Source organism: Allobosea sp. 01N443 (assembly GCF_056399325.1).
The window spans coordinates 1-15,262 of sequence record NZ_JBFTRC010000137.1; the positions used below are offsets into that span (position 1 = coordinate 1).

At 65.0% G+C, this 15,262-nt stretch carries 17 protein-coding genes; 11 read left to right on the forward strand and 6 right to left on the reverse strand.

Annotated features, from left to right (window positions below; genetic code table 11):
- The first annotated feature begins 530 nt into the window (after positions 1 to 530).
- The gene (locus AC1DRP_RS25915) at positions 531 to 833 is read left to right on the forward strand and encodes a putative quinol monooxygenase (protein WP_476769944.1); all 303 of its coding nucleotides are present in this window, start codon (positions 531 to 533) and stop codon (positions 831 to 833) included.
- A 169-nt stretch (positions 834 to 1,002) separates the two neighbouring features.
- Here AC1DRP_RS25915 and AC1DRP_RS25920 read toward each other — a convergent pair whose 3' ends face one another.
- Positions 1,003 to 1,791 (reverse strand): SDR family NAD(P)-dependent oxidoreductase, encoded by a 789-nt coding sequence (locus AC1DRP_RS25920; protein WP_441505230.1) that lies wholly within the window; start codon positions 1,789 to 1,791, stop codon positions 1,003 to 1,005.
- A gap of 455 nt (positions 1,792 to 2,246) precedes the next feature.
- On the opposite strand from AC1DRP_RS25920, the gene AC1DRP_RS25925 reads away from it, so the two are divergent.
- The 8 genes from AC1DRP_RS25925 to leuD all read left to right on the forward strand — a co-directional run bounded on the left by AC1DRP_RS25925 (position 2,247) and on the right by leuD (position 6,999).
- Complete coding sequence (locus tag AC1DRP_RS25925; RefSeq protein WP_476769945.1) at positions 2,247 to 2,633, forward strand: hypothetical protein; 387 nt, start codon at positions 2,247 to 2,249, stop codon at positions 2,631 to 2,633.
- Between the two features lie 127 nt (positions 2,634 to 2,760).
- Positions 2,761 to 3,156 (forward strand): 50S ribosomal protein L19, encoded by a 396-nt coding sequence (gene rplS, locus AC1DRP_RS25930; RefSeq protein WP_476769946.1) that lies wholly within the window; start codon positions 2,761 to 2,763, stop codon positions 3,154 to 3,156.
- A 115-nt stretch (positions 3,157 to 3,271) separates the two neighbouring features.
- Positions 3,272 to 3,448 (forward strand): hypothetical protein, encoded by a 177-nt coding sequence (locus tag AC1DRP_RS25935; RefSeq protein WP_162531536.1) that lies wholly within the window; start codon positions 3,272 to 3,274, stop codon positions 3,446 to 3,448.
- 93 nt (positions 3,449 to 3,541) lie between these two features.
- Positions 3,542 to 4,960 carry a 3-isopropylmalate dehydratase large subunit gene (gene leuC / locus AC1DRP_RS25940; protein WP_476769947.1) on the forward strand — a complete coding sequence of 473 codons (1,419 nt, stop codon included), beginning with the start codon at positions 3,542 to 3,544 and terminating at the stop codon, positions 4,958 to 4,960.
- Between the two features lie 22 nt (positions 4,961 to 4,982).
- Entirely contained in the window at positions 4,983 to 5,228 is a 246-nt protein-coding gene (locus AC1DRP_RS25945) for a hypothetical protein (protein ID WP_113512190.1), read from the forward strand.
- Entirely contained in the window at positions 5,228 to 5,701 is a 474-nt protein-coding gene (locus tag AC1DRP_RS25950) for a metallopeptidase family protein (RefSeq protein WP_441489458.1), read from the forward strand. The genes AC1DRP_RS25945 and AC1DRP_RS25950 overlap by 1 nt, the downstream gene beginning before the upstream one ends.
- 3 nt (positions 5,702 to 5,704) lie before the next feature.
- On the forward strand, positions 5,705 to 6,337 hold the full coding sequence (locus tag AC1DRP_RS25955; RefSeq protein ID WP_441489459.1) for a LysE family translocator: 633 nt from the start codon (positions 5,705 to 5,707) through the stop codon (positions 6,335 to 6,337).
- A gap of 59 nt (positions 6,338 to 6,396) precedes the next feature.
- Positions 6,397 to 6,999: a 3-isopropylmalate dehydratase small subunit gene (gene leuD, locus AC1DRP_RS25960; protein ID WP_043233564.1), complete on the forward strand. Its 603-nt coding sequence runs from the start codon at positions 6,397 to 6,399 to the stop codon at positions 6,997 to 6,999.
- Positions 7,000 to 7,005: 6 nt separating this feature from the next.
- On the opposite strand, the gene AC1DRP_RS25965 is transcribed toward leuD, so the two are convergent.
- The 3 genes from AC1DRP_RS25965 to AC1DRP_RS25975 all read right to left on the reverse strand — a co-directional run bounded on the left by AC1DRP_RS25965 (position 7,006) and on the right by AC1DRP_RS25975 (position 10,655).
- Complete coding sequence (locus tag AC1DRP_RS25965; protein ID WP_476769948.1) at positions 7,006 to 8,268, reverse strand: DUF1501 domain-containing protein; 1,263 nt, start codon at positions 8,266 to 8,268, stop codon at positions 7,006 to 7,008.
- A 5-nt stretch (positions 8,269 to 8,273) separates the two neighbouring features.
- Positions 8,274 to 9,695, reverse strand: coding sequence for a DUF1800 domain-containing protein (locus tag AC1DRP_RS25970; protein WP_476769949.1), 1,422 nt, complete (start codon positions 9,693 to 9,695; stop codon positions 8,274 to 8,276).
- A 156-nt stretch (positions 9,696 to 9,851) separates the two neighbouring features.
- The gene (locus AC1DRP_RS25975; RefSeq protein ID WP_476769950.1) at positions 9,852 to 10,655 is read right to left on the reverse strand and encodes a DUF4394 domain-containing protein; all 804 of its coding nucleotides are present in this window, start codon (positions 10,653 to 10,655) and stop codon (positions 9,852 to 9,854) included.
- 201 nt (positions 10,656 to 10,856) lie between these two features.
- Between AC1DRP_RS25975 and AC1DRP_RS25980 the strand changes: the two genes are divergently transcribed.
- Both AC1DRP_RS25980 and AC1DRP_RS25985 read left to right on the forward strand, forming a co-directional pair.
- Positions 10,857 to 11,420, forward strand: coding sequence for a sigma-70 family RNA polymerase sigma factor (locus AC1DRP_RS25980; protein WP_476769951.1), 564 nt, complete (start codon positions 10,857 to 10,859; stop codon positions 11,418 to 11,420).
- Positions 11,417 to 12,193: an anti-sigma factor gene (locus AC1DRP_RS25985; RefSeq protein ID WP_441489464.1), complete on the forward strand. Its 777-nt coding sequence runs from the start codon at positions 11,417 to 11,419 to the stop codon at positions 12,191 to 12,193. Before AC1DRP_RS25980 ends, AC1DRP_RS25985 begins: the two co-directional genes overlap by 4 nt.
- An 18-nt stretch (positions 12,194 to 12,211) precedes the next feature.
- Here AC1DRP_RS25985 and AC1DRP_RS25990 read toward each other — a convergent pair whose 3' ends face one another.
- Both AC1DRP_RS25990 and AC1DRP_RS25995 read right to left on the reverse strand, forming a co-directional pair.
- Positions 12,212 to 13,303, reverse strand: coding sequence for an ATP-dependent DNA helicase (locus tag AC1DRP_RS25990; RefSeq protein WP_441489465.1), 1,092 nt, complete (start codon positions 13,301 to 13,303; stop codon positions 12,212 to 12,214).
- A gap of 80 nt (positions 13,304 to 13,383) precedes the next feature.
- Positions 13,384 to 15,027, reverse strand: coding sequence for a methyl-accepting chemotaxis protein (locus AC1DRP_RS25995; RefSeq protein ID WP_476769952.1), 1,644 nt, complete (start codon positions 15,025 to 15,027; stop codon positions 13,384 to 13,386).
- Between the last annotated feature and the right edge of the window lie 235 nt (positions 15,028 to 15,262).

Consider the following 15,262-nt stretch of genomic DNA (forward strand, 5'->3'; position numbering starts at 1 on the left):
CGCGCCGCAGCGCTCCAGAATGCTCTCGAGCAAGGTCGTCTTGCCGCTTTGAAAGGGACCAACGATGGCGATGCATCGCGGCCCCAAAGCTCTCTTGCCGGCGGCCGAACCTCCATTGCCTGATGTCGCAGCCATAGCGTCCTCCTTCGGGTTTTGGCCGCGCAACAGCGTCAGAGCAGACGCCCGGCGCAACGCGGCGAAGAACCGACGAGAACGATGTCACAGCGCCCACGCCGGAAAGGCGGCGGTCGCTCAGGCCCGACAGGGTCGGGCGGCCGTCGAAGAGGGATGTCGACGCAAAGGTTCGCGCTGTTGGCCGCGCAGCGCAAGAAGAATGTTCCAGGTCCGATCTCTCGGTTCGCACCCAGGCCAGCGTGCCGGACAGTCTTGAACGGTGCCGGATGCCGCTCGATATCCCCGGCATCCTGCGAATGGCTCACCTTTCAGACGGGCGAGCGGTGCAGGAGAGGAAGTCCGCCGGTGGTGTCTGCAAACAGCAGCCGCTCCGCGGGGCCTAAAATCGAAGAGGAATGCTCGTGCTGAAGGTAATTGCCCAGGATTTCATCAAGACCGAGGCCATCGGGCTCGTCATGCCTCTCTATGAAGAGCTAGTCGAAAAGACCCGGCTTGAAGAGCGTTGCATTTCCTATGATCTCTTCATCGATCAGAAGGACCCTGGGCACTTCATCTTCATCGAGGAGTGGCCGGATCGCGCTGCCCTCGATGCACATTGCCGCACCGAGCATTTCGTGCGGCTCGTCCCCCTGATCGACAAGCATCAACGGGCAGATGGCACCTACATCTTGATGGAGCCATTTGCAGCGCGAGGTTAGATGCTGAGGAGCGAACCGACGGATCGAGCCCGGAGCGCAAAGACTCGGTCCGTTCATTGAAAGCGCGGGAAACTCTCCGCCTACGAGGGAATATTTCCCGCCCCCTCACCCGCTGGCCCCGTGTTCCTGAGCGTCCCCAAGCATGCCCTCGGCGCGCCCCGTCACGACATCAGCGATTGCGCCTTTCGCCACGCAAGGTCGTCAGACCGATCCCGACCGCATCAAAGCCGCCATCCACCGCAAGCGTCTGTCCGGTGATGTAGCTGGCCTTCTCGCAGCACAGGAAGAAGATCGCCTCGGCGAGTTCGTCTTCCCGCCCGTAGCGGTTGAGCGGGATGACGTCATGGTAGTCGGCCCGGATTTCCGGGCTATGCACCGCCTTGGCCATTGCGGTGTCGACCGGGCCCGGCGCGACTGCATTGACCCTGATTCCGAGGCTGGCGAGTTCGGCCGCCTGCTGCTTGGTGAGATGGGCGAGAGCCGCCTTGCTGGTGCCGTAGGCGACGCGCAAGGTCGAGGCGCGCAGGCCGGAGATCGAGGTGATGTTGACGATCGCGCCGCCGCCCGTATCGGCCATCAGCGGCGCCGCAACCTGCGTACAAAGAAAGGGTCCGGTGAGGTTGACCGCGAGCACACGCTGCCATTCCGCGAGCGTCGTCTCGAGGATCGGCTTGAACACGGCGGTGCCTGCATTGTTCACGAGAGCATCGAGCCGGCCAAAGCGCTGCATCAGCGCCTTGAAGGCGGCTTCGACCGCGGCAGCCTCGGCAACGTCGCAGGTCAGCGCCAGCGTCGTGTCCGGTGCATTGAGTTCCGCCATCGCCAATGTCAGCGTCGCCCCATCGATATCCAGCAAGGCGACCTGCCAGCCCTCGGCCAGAAAGCGTTTCGTGGTCGCCAACCCGATGCCGCGCGCGGCGCCGGTGACGAGAGCGACTTTGGCGATGTCCTGAGGCATTGAAGCAATCCGAAACAGAGACGAACACGGGTCCGTTTACGCTATGCGCCCTGGCAGCGCCCCAGCAAAGCGCGTGAATGCGGGCACGGTATTCCGAATGCGATTGGAAATCGCGAACGGAGTGACCTGCGATCAGCCGCTACGCCCGACACCACCTCGCGCGCCCATGGAGCGATACCCGCCCTCGCAGACAGATCCCGGTCTGTGTCCCCCCCGCGATCTGTCGCATAGCACCGGCTTGGTCAGAGGTCACAATACGAAGTAAGCAGATCTTGTGTTGTTGCCTCGATCGGGACATCCTCACTCCAGGCTGCTCGCCATTTCATTGAGTTTGCATTGAAATGACGCGATCCACCTGCCCTCTTTCTATCCTGACCAGAAAATCCCTGTCCCAATAGAACCAAAGATGGCCCGGCCGACCGGATTCTGATCCCTGACCTGCGAGGGAGATTGCCTTGAATGCATCGACTCTGAGCTTCCGCGCCGCCGTCCTCATCGCCCTCGCTGGCATGATATGGGGCATCGTCATGGCAATCTCGCGAGATCATTCGGCGTTGCCGGCGCATGCCCATCTCAATCTCTTGGGATGGGTCTCCTTGTTTCTGTTCGGCATCTTCTATCGGCTGCATCCATCCCTGGACCTCGCCAGAAGCGCGGTGATCCAGGTCTGGTTCTGGATCCTCGGAACGCTCGTCCTGACCGTCGGCGTGGCCCTGGTTCATTCCGGAAACGCAACCGGCGATCCGATTGCCGGCGTGGGCGCCTTGACGGTGCTGGCCGACATGGCTTTGTTCGGCTGGCTGGTCTTCAGGCAGGGGCAAGCTGGCATGGCAGCGAAATAGCGCGCGACACCAGCGCCTCATTCCCCTCGACAAGGCCCTACCTCTCCTGTATGGCCAGCCACTCAACTGAAAACAGCGAGCCGTAACGCCCGCGTGAACACACGCGACAACGGCCATGGAGAGACCCATGAACATCATCGAGCAGATCGACCAGGAACAGATCGCCAAGCTGAGCGCAGGCAAGGAAATCCCGCATTTCCAGCCCGGCGACACCGTGCAGGTCAACGTCAAGGTCAAGGAAGGCGAGCGTAGCCGCGTTCAGGCCTATGAAGGCGTCGTGATCGCCCGCAACGGCGGCGGCCTGAACGAAGCCTTCACCGTCCGCAAGATTTCCTATGGCGAAGGTGTCGAGCGCGTTTTCCCGCTCTATTCGCCGAACATCGATTCCATCAAGGTTGTGCGCAAGGGCAAGGTCCGTCGCGCCAAGCTGTATTATCTGCGCGATCGTMGCGGCAAGTCGGCCCGTATCGCCGAGCGCGTCGAAGCCCGTCCTGCCAAGGGCGACAAGTCGGCTGCCAAGTAAGCGCCACTGCGCTGCAGTGAATACCGGAACGCGGTCCCTCGGGGCCGCGTTTTGCGTTGGGCGGCCCGGCGTCGGCTTCGTTGCCGGCACAGTTTGGAACTGCTAGAACATCGTCATGAACACTGTCCTGCCCAGTGAGGATGACTGCTGCCGCATCGTGCGCCGCGAGGCGAACCTGCGCCGCATCCCGACGACGCAGGATTTTGCGGCGCTGCATGACCATGCGCGCCTGCCCTGGCGCTTCTTCGGTCGTTTCACGACCTCGGCGGCAGCGGGCCTTAGGCGCGCCTGAGACCGGCCCGTTGGCCGGCGACAGGCTGTTTGCGTTGCGCCAGCCGGCCTTGAGCGCCGGCATCACAGATTTCCACGACCGAGGCTTATCGACATGACGTCGTCCACCGCCCCCCGCACGCTTTATGACAAGATTTTCGACGACCACATCGTCGACCGCCAGGAAGACGGCACCTGCCTGCTCTATATCGACCGGCATCTGGTGCATGAGGTCACGAGCCCGCAGGCTTTCGAAGGCTTGCGCATGACCGGCCGCAAGGTGCGCGCGCCTGAGAAGACGCTGGCCGTCGTCGACCACAATATCCCGACGACCGACCGCAAGGCCGGCATCGCCGAGGAGGAGAGCCGCATCCAGGTCGAGGCTCTGGCCAGGAACGCCAAGGACTTTGGCGTCGAGTATTTCAACGAGCTCGATATCCGCCAGGGCATCGTCCACATCGTCGGCCCCGAACAGGGCTTCACCCTGCCCGGCACCRCGATCGTCTGCGGCGACAGCCACACCTCGACCCATGGCGCCTTCGGCGCGCTGGCACATGGCATCGGCACATCGGAGGTCGAGCATGTGCTCGCCACTCAGACGCTGATCCAGAAGAAGGCCAAGAACATGCTCGTCCAGGTGGACGGCGCTCTGGCCAAGGGCGTCACCGCCAAGGACGTCACCCTCGCCATCATCGGCGAGATCGGGACGGCGGGCGGCACCGGCTCGGTCATCGAATATGCCGGCGAGGCCATTCGCTCCCTCTCGATGGARGGCCGCATGACGGTCTGCAACATGTCGATCGAAGGCGGAGCACGTGCCGGCATGATCGCGCCGGACGAGAAGGCCTTCGCCTATCTCAACGGCCGGCCTAAGGCCCCGAAGGGTGCGGCCTGGGATGAGGCCCTGCGCTACTGGGAGACGTTGCGCACCGACGAGGGCGCGCATTTCGACCGTATCGTCAAGCTCGATGCCGCCAACCTGCCGCCGATCGTCTCCTGGGGCACCAGCCCCGAGGACGTGATCTCGGTCGCGGGAAGCGTGCCGAACCCGGATGACATCGCCGATGAGACCAAGCGTTCGTCGAAATGGCGCGCGCTCGACTATATGGGCCTGAAGCCCGGCACCAGGATGACCGAGATCCCGCTCGACGTGATCTGGATCGGTTCCTGCACCAATGGCCGCATCGAGGATCTGCGCGCCGTCGCCAAGATCGTCGAGGGTAAGACGATCGCCGGCTCGCTCGACTATGCCATGATCGTCCCCGGCTCCGGCCTGGTGAAGCAGCAGGCCGAGGAAGAAGGTCTCGACAAGATCTTCCTCGCCGCCGGCTTCGAATGGCGCGAGCCCGGCTGCTCGATGTGCCTCGGCATGAACCCCGACCAGCTCAAGCCCGGCCAGCGCGCCGCCTCGACCTCGAACCGCAATTTCGAGGGTCGTCAGGGCTTCAAGGGCCGCACTCATCTGGTCTCGCCGCAAATGGCCGCAGCCGCTGCGCTCGTCGGTCATTTCGTCGATGTGAGGCAGATGGGCTGATGCGCGAGCGGGGACACAGGTCATGACCGGCGATCCCCGCGAAGCCGCCCGGGCAGCCGAAGCCAAGGCAGTGCTGGAGCGCGTCAAGCGCGACGAGGAGGGGCTGCTGAGCTCCTCCATGGGCCGCGCCGCCGATCACTTCTCCGGCCGCGACGCACCTGAAGGCGACACTGTCGAACTCTGGGGCAGACGCATCGGTCGCGCGCTGTCGCTGGTCGGTGTCGTGCTGCTCGCCTGGTGGCTGGGGCATCAGCTCAAGATCTGGTGATGGGAACCGTGCCTTCGATCAAAGCATCCGCCAGCGCCTCGGCATCCGCCGAGGTGTCGTCCGCTGTTGCCTGGGACGAGGTCAAGGCGCCCAGCGCCGCTGATTTCGAAAGCCTCGCGCAGACCGCCTATGACCGCCTGCCGGACGAGTTCCGCGCGCTCTGCGCGGACCTGATCATCAACGTCACCGAGTTCCCCGAGGACGATGTGCTGAAGGAACTCGAGATCGAGAGCCCCTTCGACATCCTCGGCCTCTTCACCGGTGTCGGCCTGCCACAGCAGGGCTCGGGCCCGCAAACGGGCCAGATGCCCAACATGATCCATCTCTATCGCCGTCCGATCCTCGACTACTGGTCCGAACATGACGAGGGCCTGGGCGCCATCGTCACCCATGTCCTGGTCCATGAGATCGGCCATCATTTCGGCTTTTCGGACGAAGACATGGAAGCGATCGAGGCCGGGGCGGAGCGATAGACGATGATGGACGATCTGATCCGGCATCTGCCGAGCCTGGCCCTGGTCTATTCCGCGTTCTTCCTTGCAGTTGCCAGCCCGGGCCCGAGCAATCTTGCCGTGATGGCGACGTCGATGGAGCGTGGTCGGCGCGCCGGAATGACGCTCGCACTCGGCGTCACGACCGGCTCCCTGACCTGGGGCATCCTGGCCGCCATCGGCGTCTCGGCCGTGATCGTGGCCCATCCCGGTGCGCTCTATGCCATCAAGATCGTCGGCGGCGTCTATCTGCTCTATCTCGCCTGGCGATCGGCGCGTTCAGCGATGCGAGTGGACATGCCCCCGCCGAAAGCCACGGTTTCGGGGCATCGCATCTATTTGCGCGGCTATCTCATGCACCTGACCAACCCGAAGGCGATCTTGAGCTGGACCGCGATCATCGCGCTCGGCCTGCGCCCGGAAACACCCGTGGTTGTGGTGCATGCCATCATCATCGGCTGCCTGCTGATCTCGCTTCTGATCAATCAGGGATATGCCCTGCTGTTTTCGACCCCCTCCATGATCGCGGGCTATCGCAAGATCCGCCGTCGTGCCGAGGCCTGCCTTGCCGCCTTCTTCACCTTCGCCAGCTTCAAACTCCTGACCGCGCAGCTGTGAAGCGCGTTGTCGGCCACGTCACGATATCCTAGCCAGAAAGACCTGTTGGAGCCCTCGCCATGCAGCCCTTCACCACCCTGACCTCCACCCCGGCGCCGCTGAAGGTGATCAATGTCGACACCGACATGATCATCCCCAAGCAGTACCTGAAGACGATCAAGCGCACCGGGCTGGGCACCGCGCTGTTCGCGGAGATGCGCTACAACGAGGATGGCGCTGAGAACCCCGATTTCGTGCTGAACCAGCCGGCCTACCGCAAGTCGGAGATCCTGGTTGCCGGGGACAATTTCGGCTGCGGCTCGTCGCGCGAGCATGCTCCCTGGGCCCTGCTCGACTTCGGCATCCGCTGCGTGATCTCGACCTCGTTTGCCGACATCTTCTACAATAACTGCTTCAAGAACGGCATCCTGCCGATCGTGGTCTCGCCCGAAGACCTTGAGAAGCTCTTCGACGACGCCGATCGCGGCTCCAACGCGACGCTGACGGTCGATCTCGCAAAGCAGGAAATCAAGGGTCCGGATGGCGGCACGGTGACGTTCGACATCGACCCCTTCCGCAAGCACTGCCTGCTGAACGGGCTCGACGATATCGGCCTGACCATGGAGAAGGCGCCGAAGATCGACGCCTTCGAGGCCAAGCTCGCCAAGCGCGCCTGGGCCTGATCGGGATCAGACGACCAAGCCCGGCATCGGCGCAATATCGCCGGTGCCGGGAAATACCTTCTCGGCCAGAACCGGTCCCGACAGGCCGAACAGATCGGTCACGACACCCTTTGCGACCGCCCGGATATCCGTGGTCGGCTTCAGGTCGCGCTGCTCCCAGAGCTGCTCCGGTTTCAGCCCCGGCCAGTCCGCGATCACACGACCGCCCCTGACCGCGCCGCCGACCAGGAACGCGACAGTACCGGTACCGTGATCGGTTCCGACCGTGCCGTTGACCCTGGCGGTTCGACCGAACTCCGTGACGACCATCACGACCGTGTCCTTCCAGACCCGCTTCAGCCCGGTCTCGAACGCATTGAACGCACCATCGAGCCCGCCGAGCAGCCCGGCGAGCCGCCCCTTGGCGCCGCCCTCGTTGGCGTGGGTATCCCAGCCCTCGAAGGCCAGCGCCGCAATACGAGGACCGTCATCGGCACCAACGAGCCGCGCCGCTCCCTCAGCGATCTGGATCATGCCCTGGGGATTGCCCGGGCCGCCGCGTGATCGCATCCTGTCGCCGCCCATGCCCTGGCCGAGCACGATCGTCTCGGTCTCGATCGCCCGAGCAAGCACGTTTGCCAGCATGGGGTCGCGCTGCCCGTAAAGGTCGCCCAGTCGCTGGATCAGATCATCTCCGGCGCGCGGCATCACCGGCGGCGCCCAGCCCAGCACCGGGGCCTGGCCCCTGACGATCAATGGTGGCACCACACCGACCCCGAGTACCCCGTGACGCGCGATCGTCTCACCGGCCGGCAGCGCCGCGATCATGCGGTTGAGCCAGCCGCTATCGACGCGTCCCGGGCCTTGCTGACCGCTTTCCAGCACATCCTGCCCATCGAAATGCGAGCGCTCGCGATAGCCCGTCGCTGCCGCATGCACGATCGCGGCATGCCCCTGGCCGTAGAGCCGGGCGAGGTTGGGCATGGCGGGGTGGAGGTGGAAGAAGCCATCGAGCGGCAACGCCGCATCCGATCCATCGCGCTGCAGCGCGATATCCTGACGCAGATCGGCATAGTTCGGGTCGCCGATCGGCGGAACGGCGGCGAGGCCGTCGAGTGCGCCGCGCAGCACCACGGTGATGAAGCGCGCATCCCGACTGCCGGCCGCCGCATGGGCGAATTTCGGCATGAATGACCAGGCGAAGAGCGCGCTTGCCGCCCCCAGCACGGACCGGCGTGATGGTGTCATCGCCTCGCAATCGTCGTCATCGTCGCGGATCGCGTCTGACATCTGGCTCACCTCCGCTGGAATTCGGGCGACATCAGCAAGAGCGCGATCGCCTGCGGCTTGCTCTCGGCGCGGGCCACCGCCTGTTTGGTCTCGGCTGAAGCGAGCGGGCCCAGCACCGCCTCGAGCAGGGCCCGTGGGTCGCTGGCGGTACCAGCCGCCTGACGCCCCCACGCTGMCGCCACGTCGATCCGCGTCTTGATGCCTTCCGGTGTCGCCCACGCATCGTTGTTTCCGGGAAAGCCATTCGGTCCCGAGGGCTGCCAGAGTGGTTGGCCCATCGTCGCGAGCGCTCCTGCGATGGGACCGAACTCCGGCTTGCGTCCAAGCGCCCGCAGCATCGCCAGCAAAAGCTCCTGCGGCTGGCGCAGCTTCGCGGCCTCCGCACCCCATGCGTCGTTCGACTGAATGAGCGCGGCCGATACCGCGGCGAGATCGCCCTCCGTACGGCGCCAGGTTTCCACCAGCTGGGAAACGAGCGCCGGCGGGGGATCGTCCGCCACGAAATGCCGCGCGAGCTTCAACGCGACATGCCGGGCTGTCGCGGGATGATGCGCGAGGTCGAGCAGTGCGAGCCTGCCCTGCTCCGCCCCAGCCTCCTCGTAATCCTTGCCGAGCAGCGGATGAACGCCAGGCTCATGCACGCCGGCATTGAAGGCAAAGGCGCCGGGGAAGCCGAGCCGGCCGTCGCGGCCAGCAACTGTCCAGCCCGTGATGATGCGAGCCAGACTCGTCACATCGCCTTGCGAATAGCCGCCGGAGACGCCCAGCGTATGCAGTTCCATGATCTCGCGGGCGAGGTTCTCGTTGAGCCCACGGCCGCGGCGCTTGCCTGCCGGAGAGTTCGGCCCGATCGATTGCTGATTATCGAGATAGATCAGCATGGCCGGATGGCTCTCGACGGACAGGAGCATGTCTTCGAACCGGCCAAAGACATAGGGGCGTATCGCCTCACGCTCATAAGCCCCCGCCAGCACCCGCACGAAGTTGCCTTGCGAGACGGAGATGCAGAAATGGTTCGACCAGAACTGCGCCAGCCGTTCGCCAAAACCGGCGAGCGGTTCCAGGCCGGCACGCATCCGCGCAGCCACTTCGTCGCGGTAGATCCTTTGCGGCAAGGGAGGCTCGGGAGGCGCCGACGCCCCCTGCCCTTCGTTCATCCCGCCCGGAGCAGGCATCATCGCCGCCTGCATGGCCGGGCGCGGGGCCTCTCGCTCGGCCTTCTCCTTATCCTGGAAGGCATAGAACGCCGATCCGATCTGCGCCTGCCCGACGAGCTCGAGGCCAATCGGAACGGGAACGCTCCTGCGCTTGACCTCATCGAGAAACAGGTCCCGGGCGTCGCCGCCGATCGCCGTGAGATCGCCAGGTCGGAGCCCCAAGCCGAAGCGCTGCAAACCGAGAATATTCAACCGCGAATCGCGCGCCATCGACGGCTCCCTCGCCTTGAGCAGGCAAAGCCGAGCATCCGGGCCAACTATGGCAAAAATCGCATGCCCCGATGCGGTGCGCCGAGATAGAACATCGAAAGGCCGCCACGCCCTGCGGCGTGGCGGCCCCTCCGAGGCGGTTTCGGTCCCGTTTGCCTACATCGCCGGCAGCGCCGCGACGTCGCGCACCGGCCCGTTCAGCCCGGTGACCTTGCCCACCATCGAAGCCTTGCCCGTTGCCAGATCGACCTTATGCAGGGTGCCGTCCGCCAGCAGCCAGCCGGTATTGGCGCCTGACGCATCGGTCTCGATATCGAAGGCGATCGCCTTCGCTGTGACGCCGAGCTTGCCGACAGCGCCCAGCACGCCGTCATTCGGCGGTGCCTGTTTCAGCAACCCGCCGAACTTGCCGTCGATATCGTAGAGCGCCGTCTCCTTGATGCCCTTCACGGAGTTGGAATAGGCGCCGGCAACGACCATCGGAGTCTCGCCCTTGTGCATGTCGGTCTCGGCGAATTTCAACTTGCCGTCGACCGTGGTCTTGCCATCCTCGACCTTGACGCGAAGGTTGGTGCCGTCGGCGCCGATGACGCGCAACCGGTCGGCGGCCGGGTTGAAATCGACCGTCGCCATCGTGCCAGCGGCAAGCGTGGTATCCATCTTCGACTTCATCGTCGCTTTCCCGCTCGCCATATCGACCGTGAAGATCGTGCCGTCGGTCGACAGCGCGTAGAGCATTCCGTCGGCGGGGCGGACATCGATGCCGGCGATCTTGCCGGTCATGCCGGTGACCTTGATGGCCTTGCCCGCCTTCTGCGTCGCCGTATCGATCATTGTCAGCGTGTCGTCGCCCGTCAGGGCGGCGAGGGTTCCGGCGGGGGCTGCCAAGGTCGCGGCGAAGGAAGCCCCCAGAATCGTGGAAGCAATCAGCGCGAGGCGTGTGGCGCGTGCAATCTGCATGTTATCCTCCCAATCGTCTGTCGCATTGTTTCGAGGGCTGTTCGCCGCCTGATCTGGCGCGGCACCCAATCGGGGTAAGCTTGCGGCACAGGAGCGGATGCGAAGGAAAAAACAAAAAACTGAGACGCATCCGAAGCTGGCCGAGCCGCGTATTCATCTATTCGCGCAAGGCTGAGGCGCTGCGCCGAGGAGGAGACAGGGATGGCGATGAACGCCGTAGTGCCGCCAAAGGCTACGGACATCGAAACCGCGCTGCGCGACTGTGCCTCCGGAGATAAACTTGCGCTCAAGCGCATCTACGACGCCGAGGCCGCGCGTATGATCGGCGTGGCCCAGCGTCTGCTCAAGCGGCGCGCGCTGGCCGAGGAGGCAGTGCAGGATACCTTCGTCCTGATCTGGCGACATGCGACGCGGTTCGATCCGCAGCGCGGTGCCGGCTTGACCTGGATCTACGCGATCCTGCGCAACCRCTCGCTCTCGATCCTGCGGGATGAGAAGCGCACGGAAACCACCGATATGCCTGTCGCCGAGGAAACCGCGAGCGAAGAGGACGATCCTGAGACGGTGATGTCGAAACTGTCCGACGCCAAGGCACTCCGCGCCTGCCTGGAGACGCTGCCACCGCAGCGGCGCGGCATCGTGCTGCTTGCCTTCGTCCAGGGGTTGACCCGTGGCGAGATCGCCGGTCGCCTCAAAATGCCGATCGGCACCGTCAAATCCTGGATTCGCCGCTCCCTGATCTCGCTCAAGGAGTGCCTCGGATGAGCCCCTCCTCCACCAGATCTCTCGGCCCGGAGGAGCGCACCGCGCTGGCGGGCGAATATGTGCTTGGCCTGATCGAGGGGGCCGACCTCACGGCCTTCGACCAGCAGCTCGAGACCGATCCTGATCTCGCTGCAGCGGTCGAGCGCTGGCGCGTTCACTTCGCGGCCATCGATGCCACCGCCGCGCCCATCGAGCCGCCAGCCGCGCTATGGAGCCGGATCGAGACCGAGCTGGCGGCCGTCGCGCAGCAGGCGGCTCCCGCAGGCATGAGCAGTGCAGCACCGGCTCAGGCGTCGCGCCCCGCCGCGGCCGCAACCAGCCGCCTGGCCGATTGGTGGAACAGCCTCTTCGTCTGGCGCGGCGCAGCGCTCGCCGGAGCGCTGGCGATAATCGTTCTCGCTGCAGGTCTCCTGAACGCCCTCGATCGGGCCAGGCGCCAGCCCGTGATGGTCGCCGTGCTGATGACCGAAGCCAGCGTCGCTGCAGCGGTCGTCAACACCTTCGCCGACGGCAGGGTGGAGATGGTGCCGCTGCAGGCAATCCATGTTCCCGAAGGCAAGGCCCTCGAAATCTGGACACTGTGGGACCGCGCGGTGGGCCCGCGTTCGGTGGGGCTGATCGAGCGTGCCCGCTCGACCCATCTCAGGCTGGACCAACTGCCGCTTGGCAAGGATCAGCTCTTCGAGATCACCCTGGAACCCGCGACAGGCTCGCCGACAGGGAGGCCGACCGGCCCCATCATTGCCAAGGGGACCACGGCGCAGGCCCTGTGAATCCCAGGGGGTCTGCCGCTACACCACCACCGTGATCGTCTCGGCCGCACGCGTCAGCCCGGTATAGAGCCAGCGCGCCCGGTGCTCGCGAAAGGCAAAGGCCTCGTCGAAGAGGACGATGTCATCCCATTGCGAGCCCTGCGCCTTGTGGACCGTCAGGGCGTAGCCGAAGGTGAATTCATCGGTGTGCTTGCGCAGCTCCCACGGCACCTCCTCCTCGGTGCCGTCGAAGAAATTGGGCATCACGGAGACCTTGACCGGCTTTCCACCGGTATCGTCCTCCGGCGTGACTCGCATCGTGATCAGGCCCTTCTTCGAGGTCTTGAGTTCCTGCACGATCCAGGAGCCGCCATTGAGCAGGCCCTTGCTCTTGTCGTTGCGCAGGCAGACGAGCTTCTCACCCGCGACCGGCACGGTGGAATCGCGCCCCATGAGCTGCCGGATGCGCGCATTGTAGAGCCGGCGCGTCTTGTTCATGCCGACCAGGACCTGATCGGCACCCAACACCAGCTCGGAATTGACCGCATCGCGGCGAATGACCCGGCTCTCGCCGTAGTCGCCGACATCGAGGCGCCCTCCCTCGCGGACGATCATCGACATCCTGACGATGGGATTGTCCGCAGCCTGGCGATGGACCTCGGTCAGCATCACGTCCGGCTCGGTCTCGGTGAAATACCCGCCGCCCTTGACCGGGGGCAACTGCGCCGGGTCCCCCAGCACAAGGACCGGCGTACCGAAGGAGAGCAGATCCTTGCCCAACTCCTCGTCGACCATCGAGCACTCGTCGATGATGATCAGCCCGGCCTTGGCCGCGTTGCTCTCGCGGTTGAGCACGAATGTCGGGCTTTCCTCATCGACGCCACGCGAGCGGTAGATCAATGAATGGATGGTCTGGGCGCCATCGCAGCCCTTGTTGCGCAGCACCAGCGCCGCCTTGCCGGTGAAGGCGGCGAAGAGGACTGTGCCATCGACACCCTCGGCAATATGGCGCGCGAGCGTCGTCTTGCCCGTGCCGGCATAGCCGAACAGGCGAAAAACCTGAGGCTCGCCAGCCTGTAGCCAGCGTGCGACCGCGCTCAGCGCGGCATCCTGTTGCGGCGACCAGCTCATCGCGAAGGAATCCGATATGCGATCATGCCGCACAAAGGCGCGAGTCGCTCGCGCAATGCAAGCGCAAGAACAGAACGGGATCAGGCGGCGCGCAGGCGCCTGACGAATTCCTCCGCCTCGCCCTGCAGCGCAGCGATGCGCTCGTCGAGGTCGCGGGCCCCGAACGCGCCCCTGCCCGCCTGTTCGACAGTCTGAGCATTCGCCTCGGCGATCTCCGCCATTGCGCCCGCAGCCGTTTCCGTCACACCCGAAATACGCGCGACCGTGTCCCCGAGCGAGCCCATCAGCTCGGAATGCGAGGCGACCATGGTCGAAATCTCGGTGCTGGCCTGTTCGACGGCACCGACACTGGCGACGATGCCCGAAACCGCCTGCGCCGCCTGCGACAGCGCCGCGTTGACCGCTGCAATGCGCCGCACGATCTGCGCGGTGGCGTCAGCCGTCTGGCCCGCCAGCGCCTTGACCTCGCTCGCGACGACGGCAAACCCCCGGCCATGCACGCCGGCGCGCGCCGCCTCGATCGTTGCGTTCAGCGCAAGCAGATTGGTTTGCCGAGCGATCGTCTCGATGATGTCGACGACATCGCGGATTTGCCCCGCATTCTCGGTCAGACGCAGGACAAGGCCGGAGGTGCCAGCGGMATCCTGCGTCGCCACCGTCGCCGTTTGTGAAACCCGGTGCACTTCCGCATTGATCTGGCCGATCACCTGCTCCAGGCGCAGGGCCGCCTCGGTGATGCGCCGTGCCTCCAACCCCGCCCCGTCGACGGCGGAAGCGGCAGTGCCCGTGCTCTGCGAGACCTGCTGTGCCCGCACCGCAGAATCCTGTTGTGCGGTGCGCAGAGCTTCGCTCAACCCGGCGATATCGTGAAGCACGGCACCAATCCGGTGTTCGAATTCCTCGGCGATGCGGCCGAGCTCCTCGGTTCGCTGGTTCTGGTGGAACAGAGCCCGGTCGGCCTCGGCATCGCGGGTGACCAGGGTCGCCCGCACTTCGCTCAGCGCCCGCACGGTGCGGGCAAGCTGGCCAATCTCGTCGCGACGCCGGACATGCGGCACCGCGATGACGGCAGAGGTCGCCGTCGCGGTGGCGATAGCGGCCATCAGATCGCGCAGGGGGCGGGTGAGCTGGGTCCTGAGCAGGTACATCGCCAGCAGCGCGCAGGCGAGCGGGAGACCAACCGCTGTCGCGATCACCCGCAGGCGCAGTGCGTGAGCTAGCCCCGCAGCCTCTGCAGCGCCGAGCTGCGCACGCCTGTCCAGGCCATCGGCGAGCTTCGACGTGACGAGGATGATCTGGCGGACATTCTCGCGCGCCGCCTCGGCCGAGGCCTCGATGAGCGCGGCCTTTGCCGAGACCTCGCGCCCCATCGTGACGATGTCGCGCTGGAATGAAATGAACGTCCTGATCCGGGCATCCAAGGTCGGATTGGCATCGCGGAGTTCGCCCGGCAACGACGAGATCAGACTGGCTCGTGCGGCATCGACCAGCTCCACAGCTCCATCAAGGGAATCGAGCGCGGTCTCGATCGCACGCGGCGTGGCCGCGTCATCGAAGCGGCTGAGCAGCGAGGCCTGCGCCACGCGATTCGAGAGCAGCGCCGCGCGGTTGACCAAGGCCATGCTCGAAAAGGCATCGCGATCGATTTCGCGGACCGCGTCAAAGCCCCGAACCGCGCTGAACAACCCGAGGCCAGCGGCAATCCCCATGAGCGCAAACAGCATGGTGATCTTCGCAGTCAGCCCCAATTGCCGCATCGCGTTGCCCCCTCGTCGTAGCGCGCCCTTCCCTTCGCAGATGCGAACGAACGTTAGGTTAACACGACAGGAGGAACGTGATAAAAATCAACAAGTTAGCCGGATACGGACCGAGCTGTCGAAGCCGCCGCGCGTGCAAAAAATAACGGCAACGCCCGTTGATCAGGCCATTAGGCTGTCCAGGCCACGCCGAAGCCCGATC

Coding starts and splice junctions, on each gene's coding strand:
- AC1DRP_RS25990 (WP_441489465.1), bottom strand. CDS start 13,303: ATGAGCTGGTCGCCGCAACAGGATGCCGCGCTGAGCGCGGTCGCACGC.
- AC1DRP_RS25920 (WP_441505230.1), bottom strand. CDS start 1,791: ATGCCTCAGGACATCGCCAAAGTCGCTCTCGTCACCGGCGCCGCGCGC.
- AC1DRP_RS25945 (WP_113512190.1), top strand. CDS start 4,983: ATGACCGGCGATCCCCGCGAAGCCGCCCGGGCAGCCGAAGCCAAGGCA.
- AC1DRP_RS25955 (WP_441489459.1), top strand. CDS start 5,705: ATGATGGACGATCTGATCCGGCATCTGCCGAGCCTGGCCCTGGTCTAT.
- AC1DRP_RS25915 (WP_476769944.1), top strand. CDS start 531: ATGCTCGTGCTGAAGGTAATTGCCCAGGATTTCATCAAGACCGAGGCC.
- leuD (WP_043233564.1), top strand. CDS start 6,397: ATGCAGCCCTTCACCACCCTGACCTCCACCCCGGCGCCGCTGAAGGTG.
- AC1DRP_RS25950 (WP_441489458.1), top strand. CDS start 5,228: ATGGGAACCGTGCCTTCGATCAAAGCATCCGCCAGCGCCTCGGCATCC.
- AC1DRP_RS25935 (WP_162531536.1), top strand. CDS start 3,272: ATGAACACTGTCCTGCCCAGTGAGGATGACTGCTGCCGCATCGTGCGC.
- AC1DRP_RS25975 (WP_476769950.1), bottom strand. CDS start 10,655: ATGCAGATTGCACGCGCCACACGCCTCGCGCTGATTGCTTCCACGATT.
- AC1DRP_RS25985 (WP_441489464.1), top strand. CDS start 11,417: ATGAGCCCCTCCTCCACCAGATCTCTCGGCCCGGAGGAGCGCACCGCG.
- AC1DRP_RS25965 (WP_476769948.1), bottom strand. CDS start 8,268: ATGTCAGACGCGATCCGCGACGATGACGACGATTGCGAGGCGATGACA.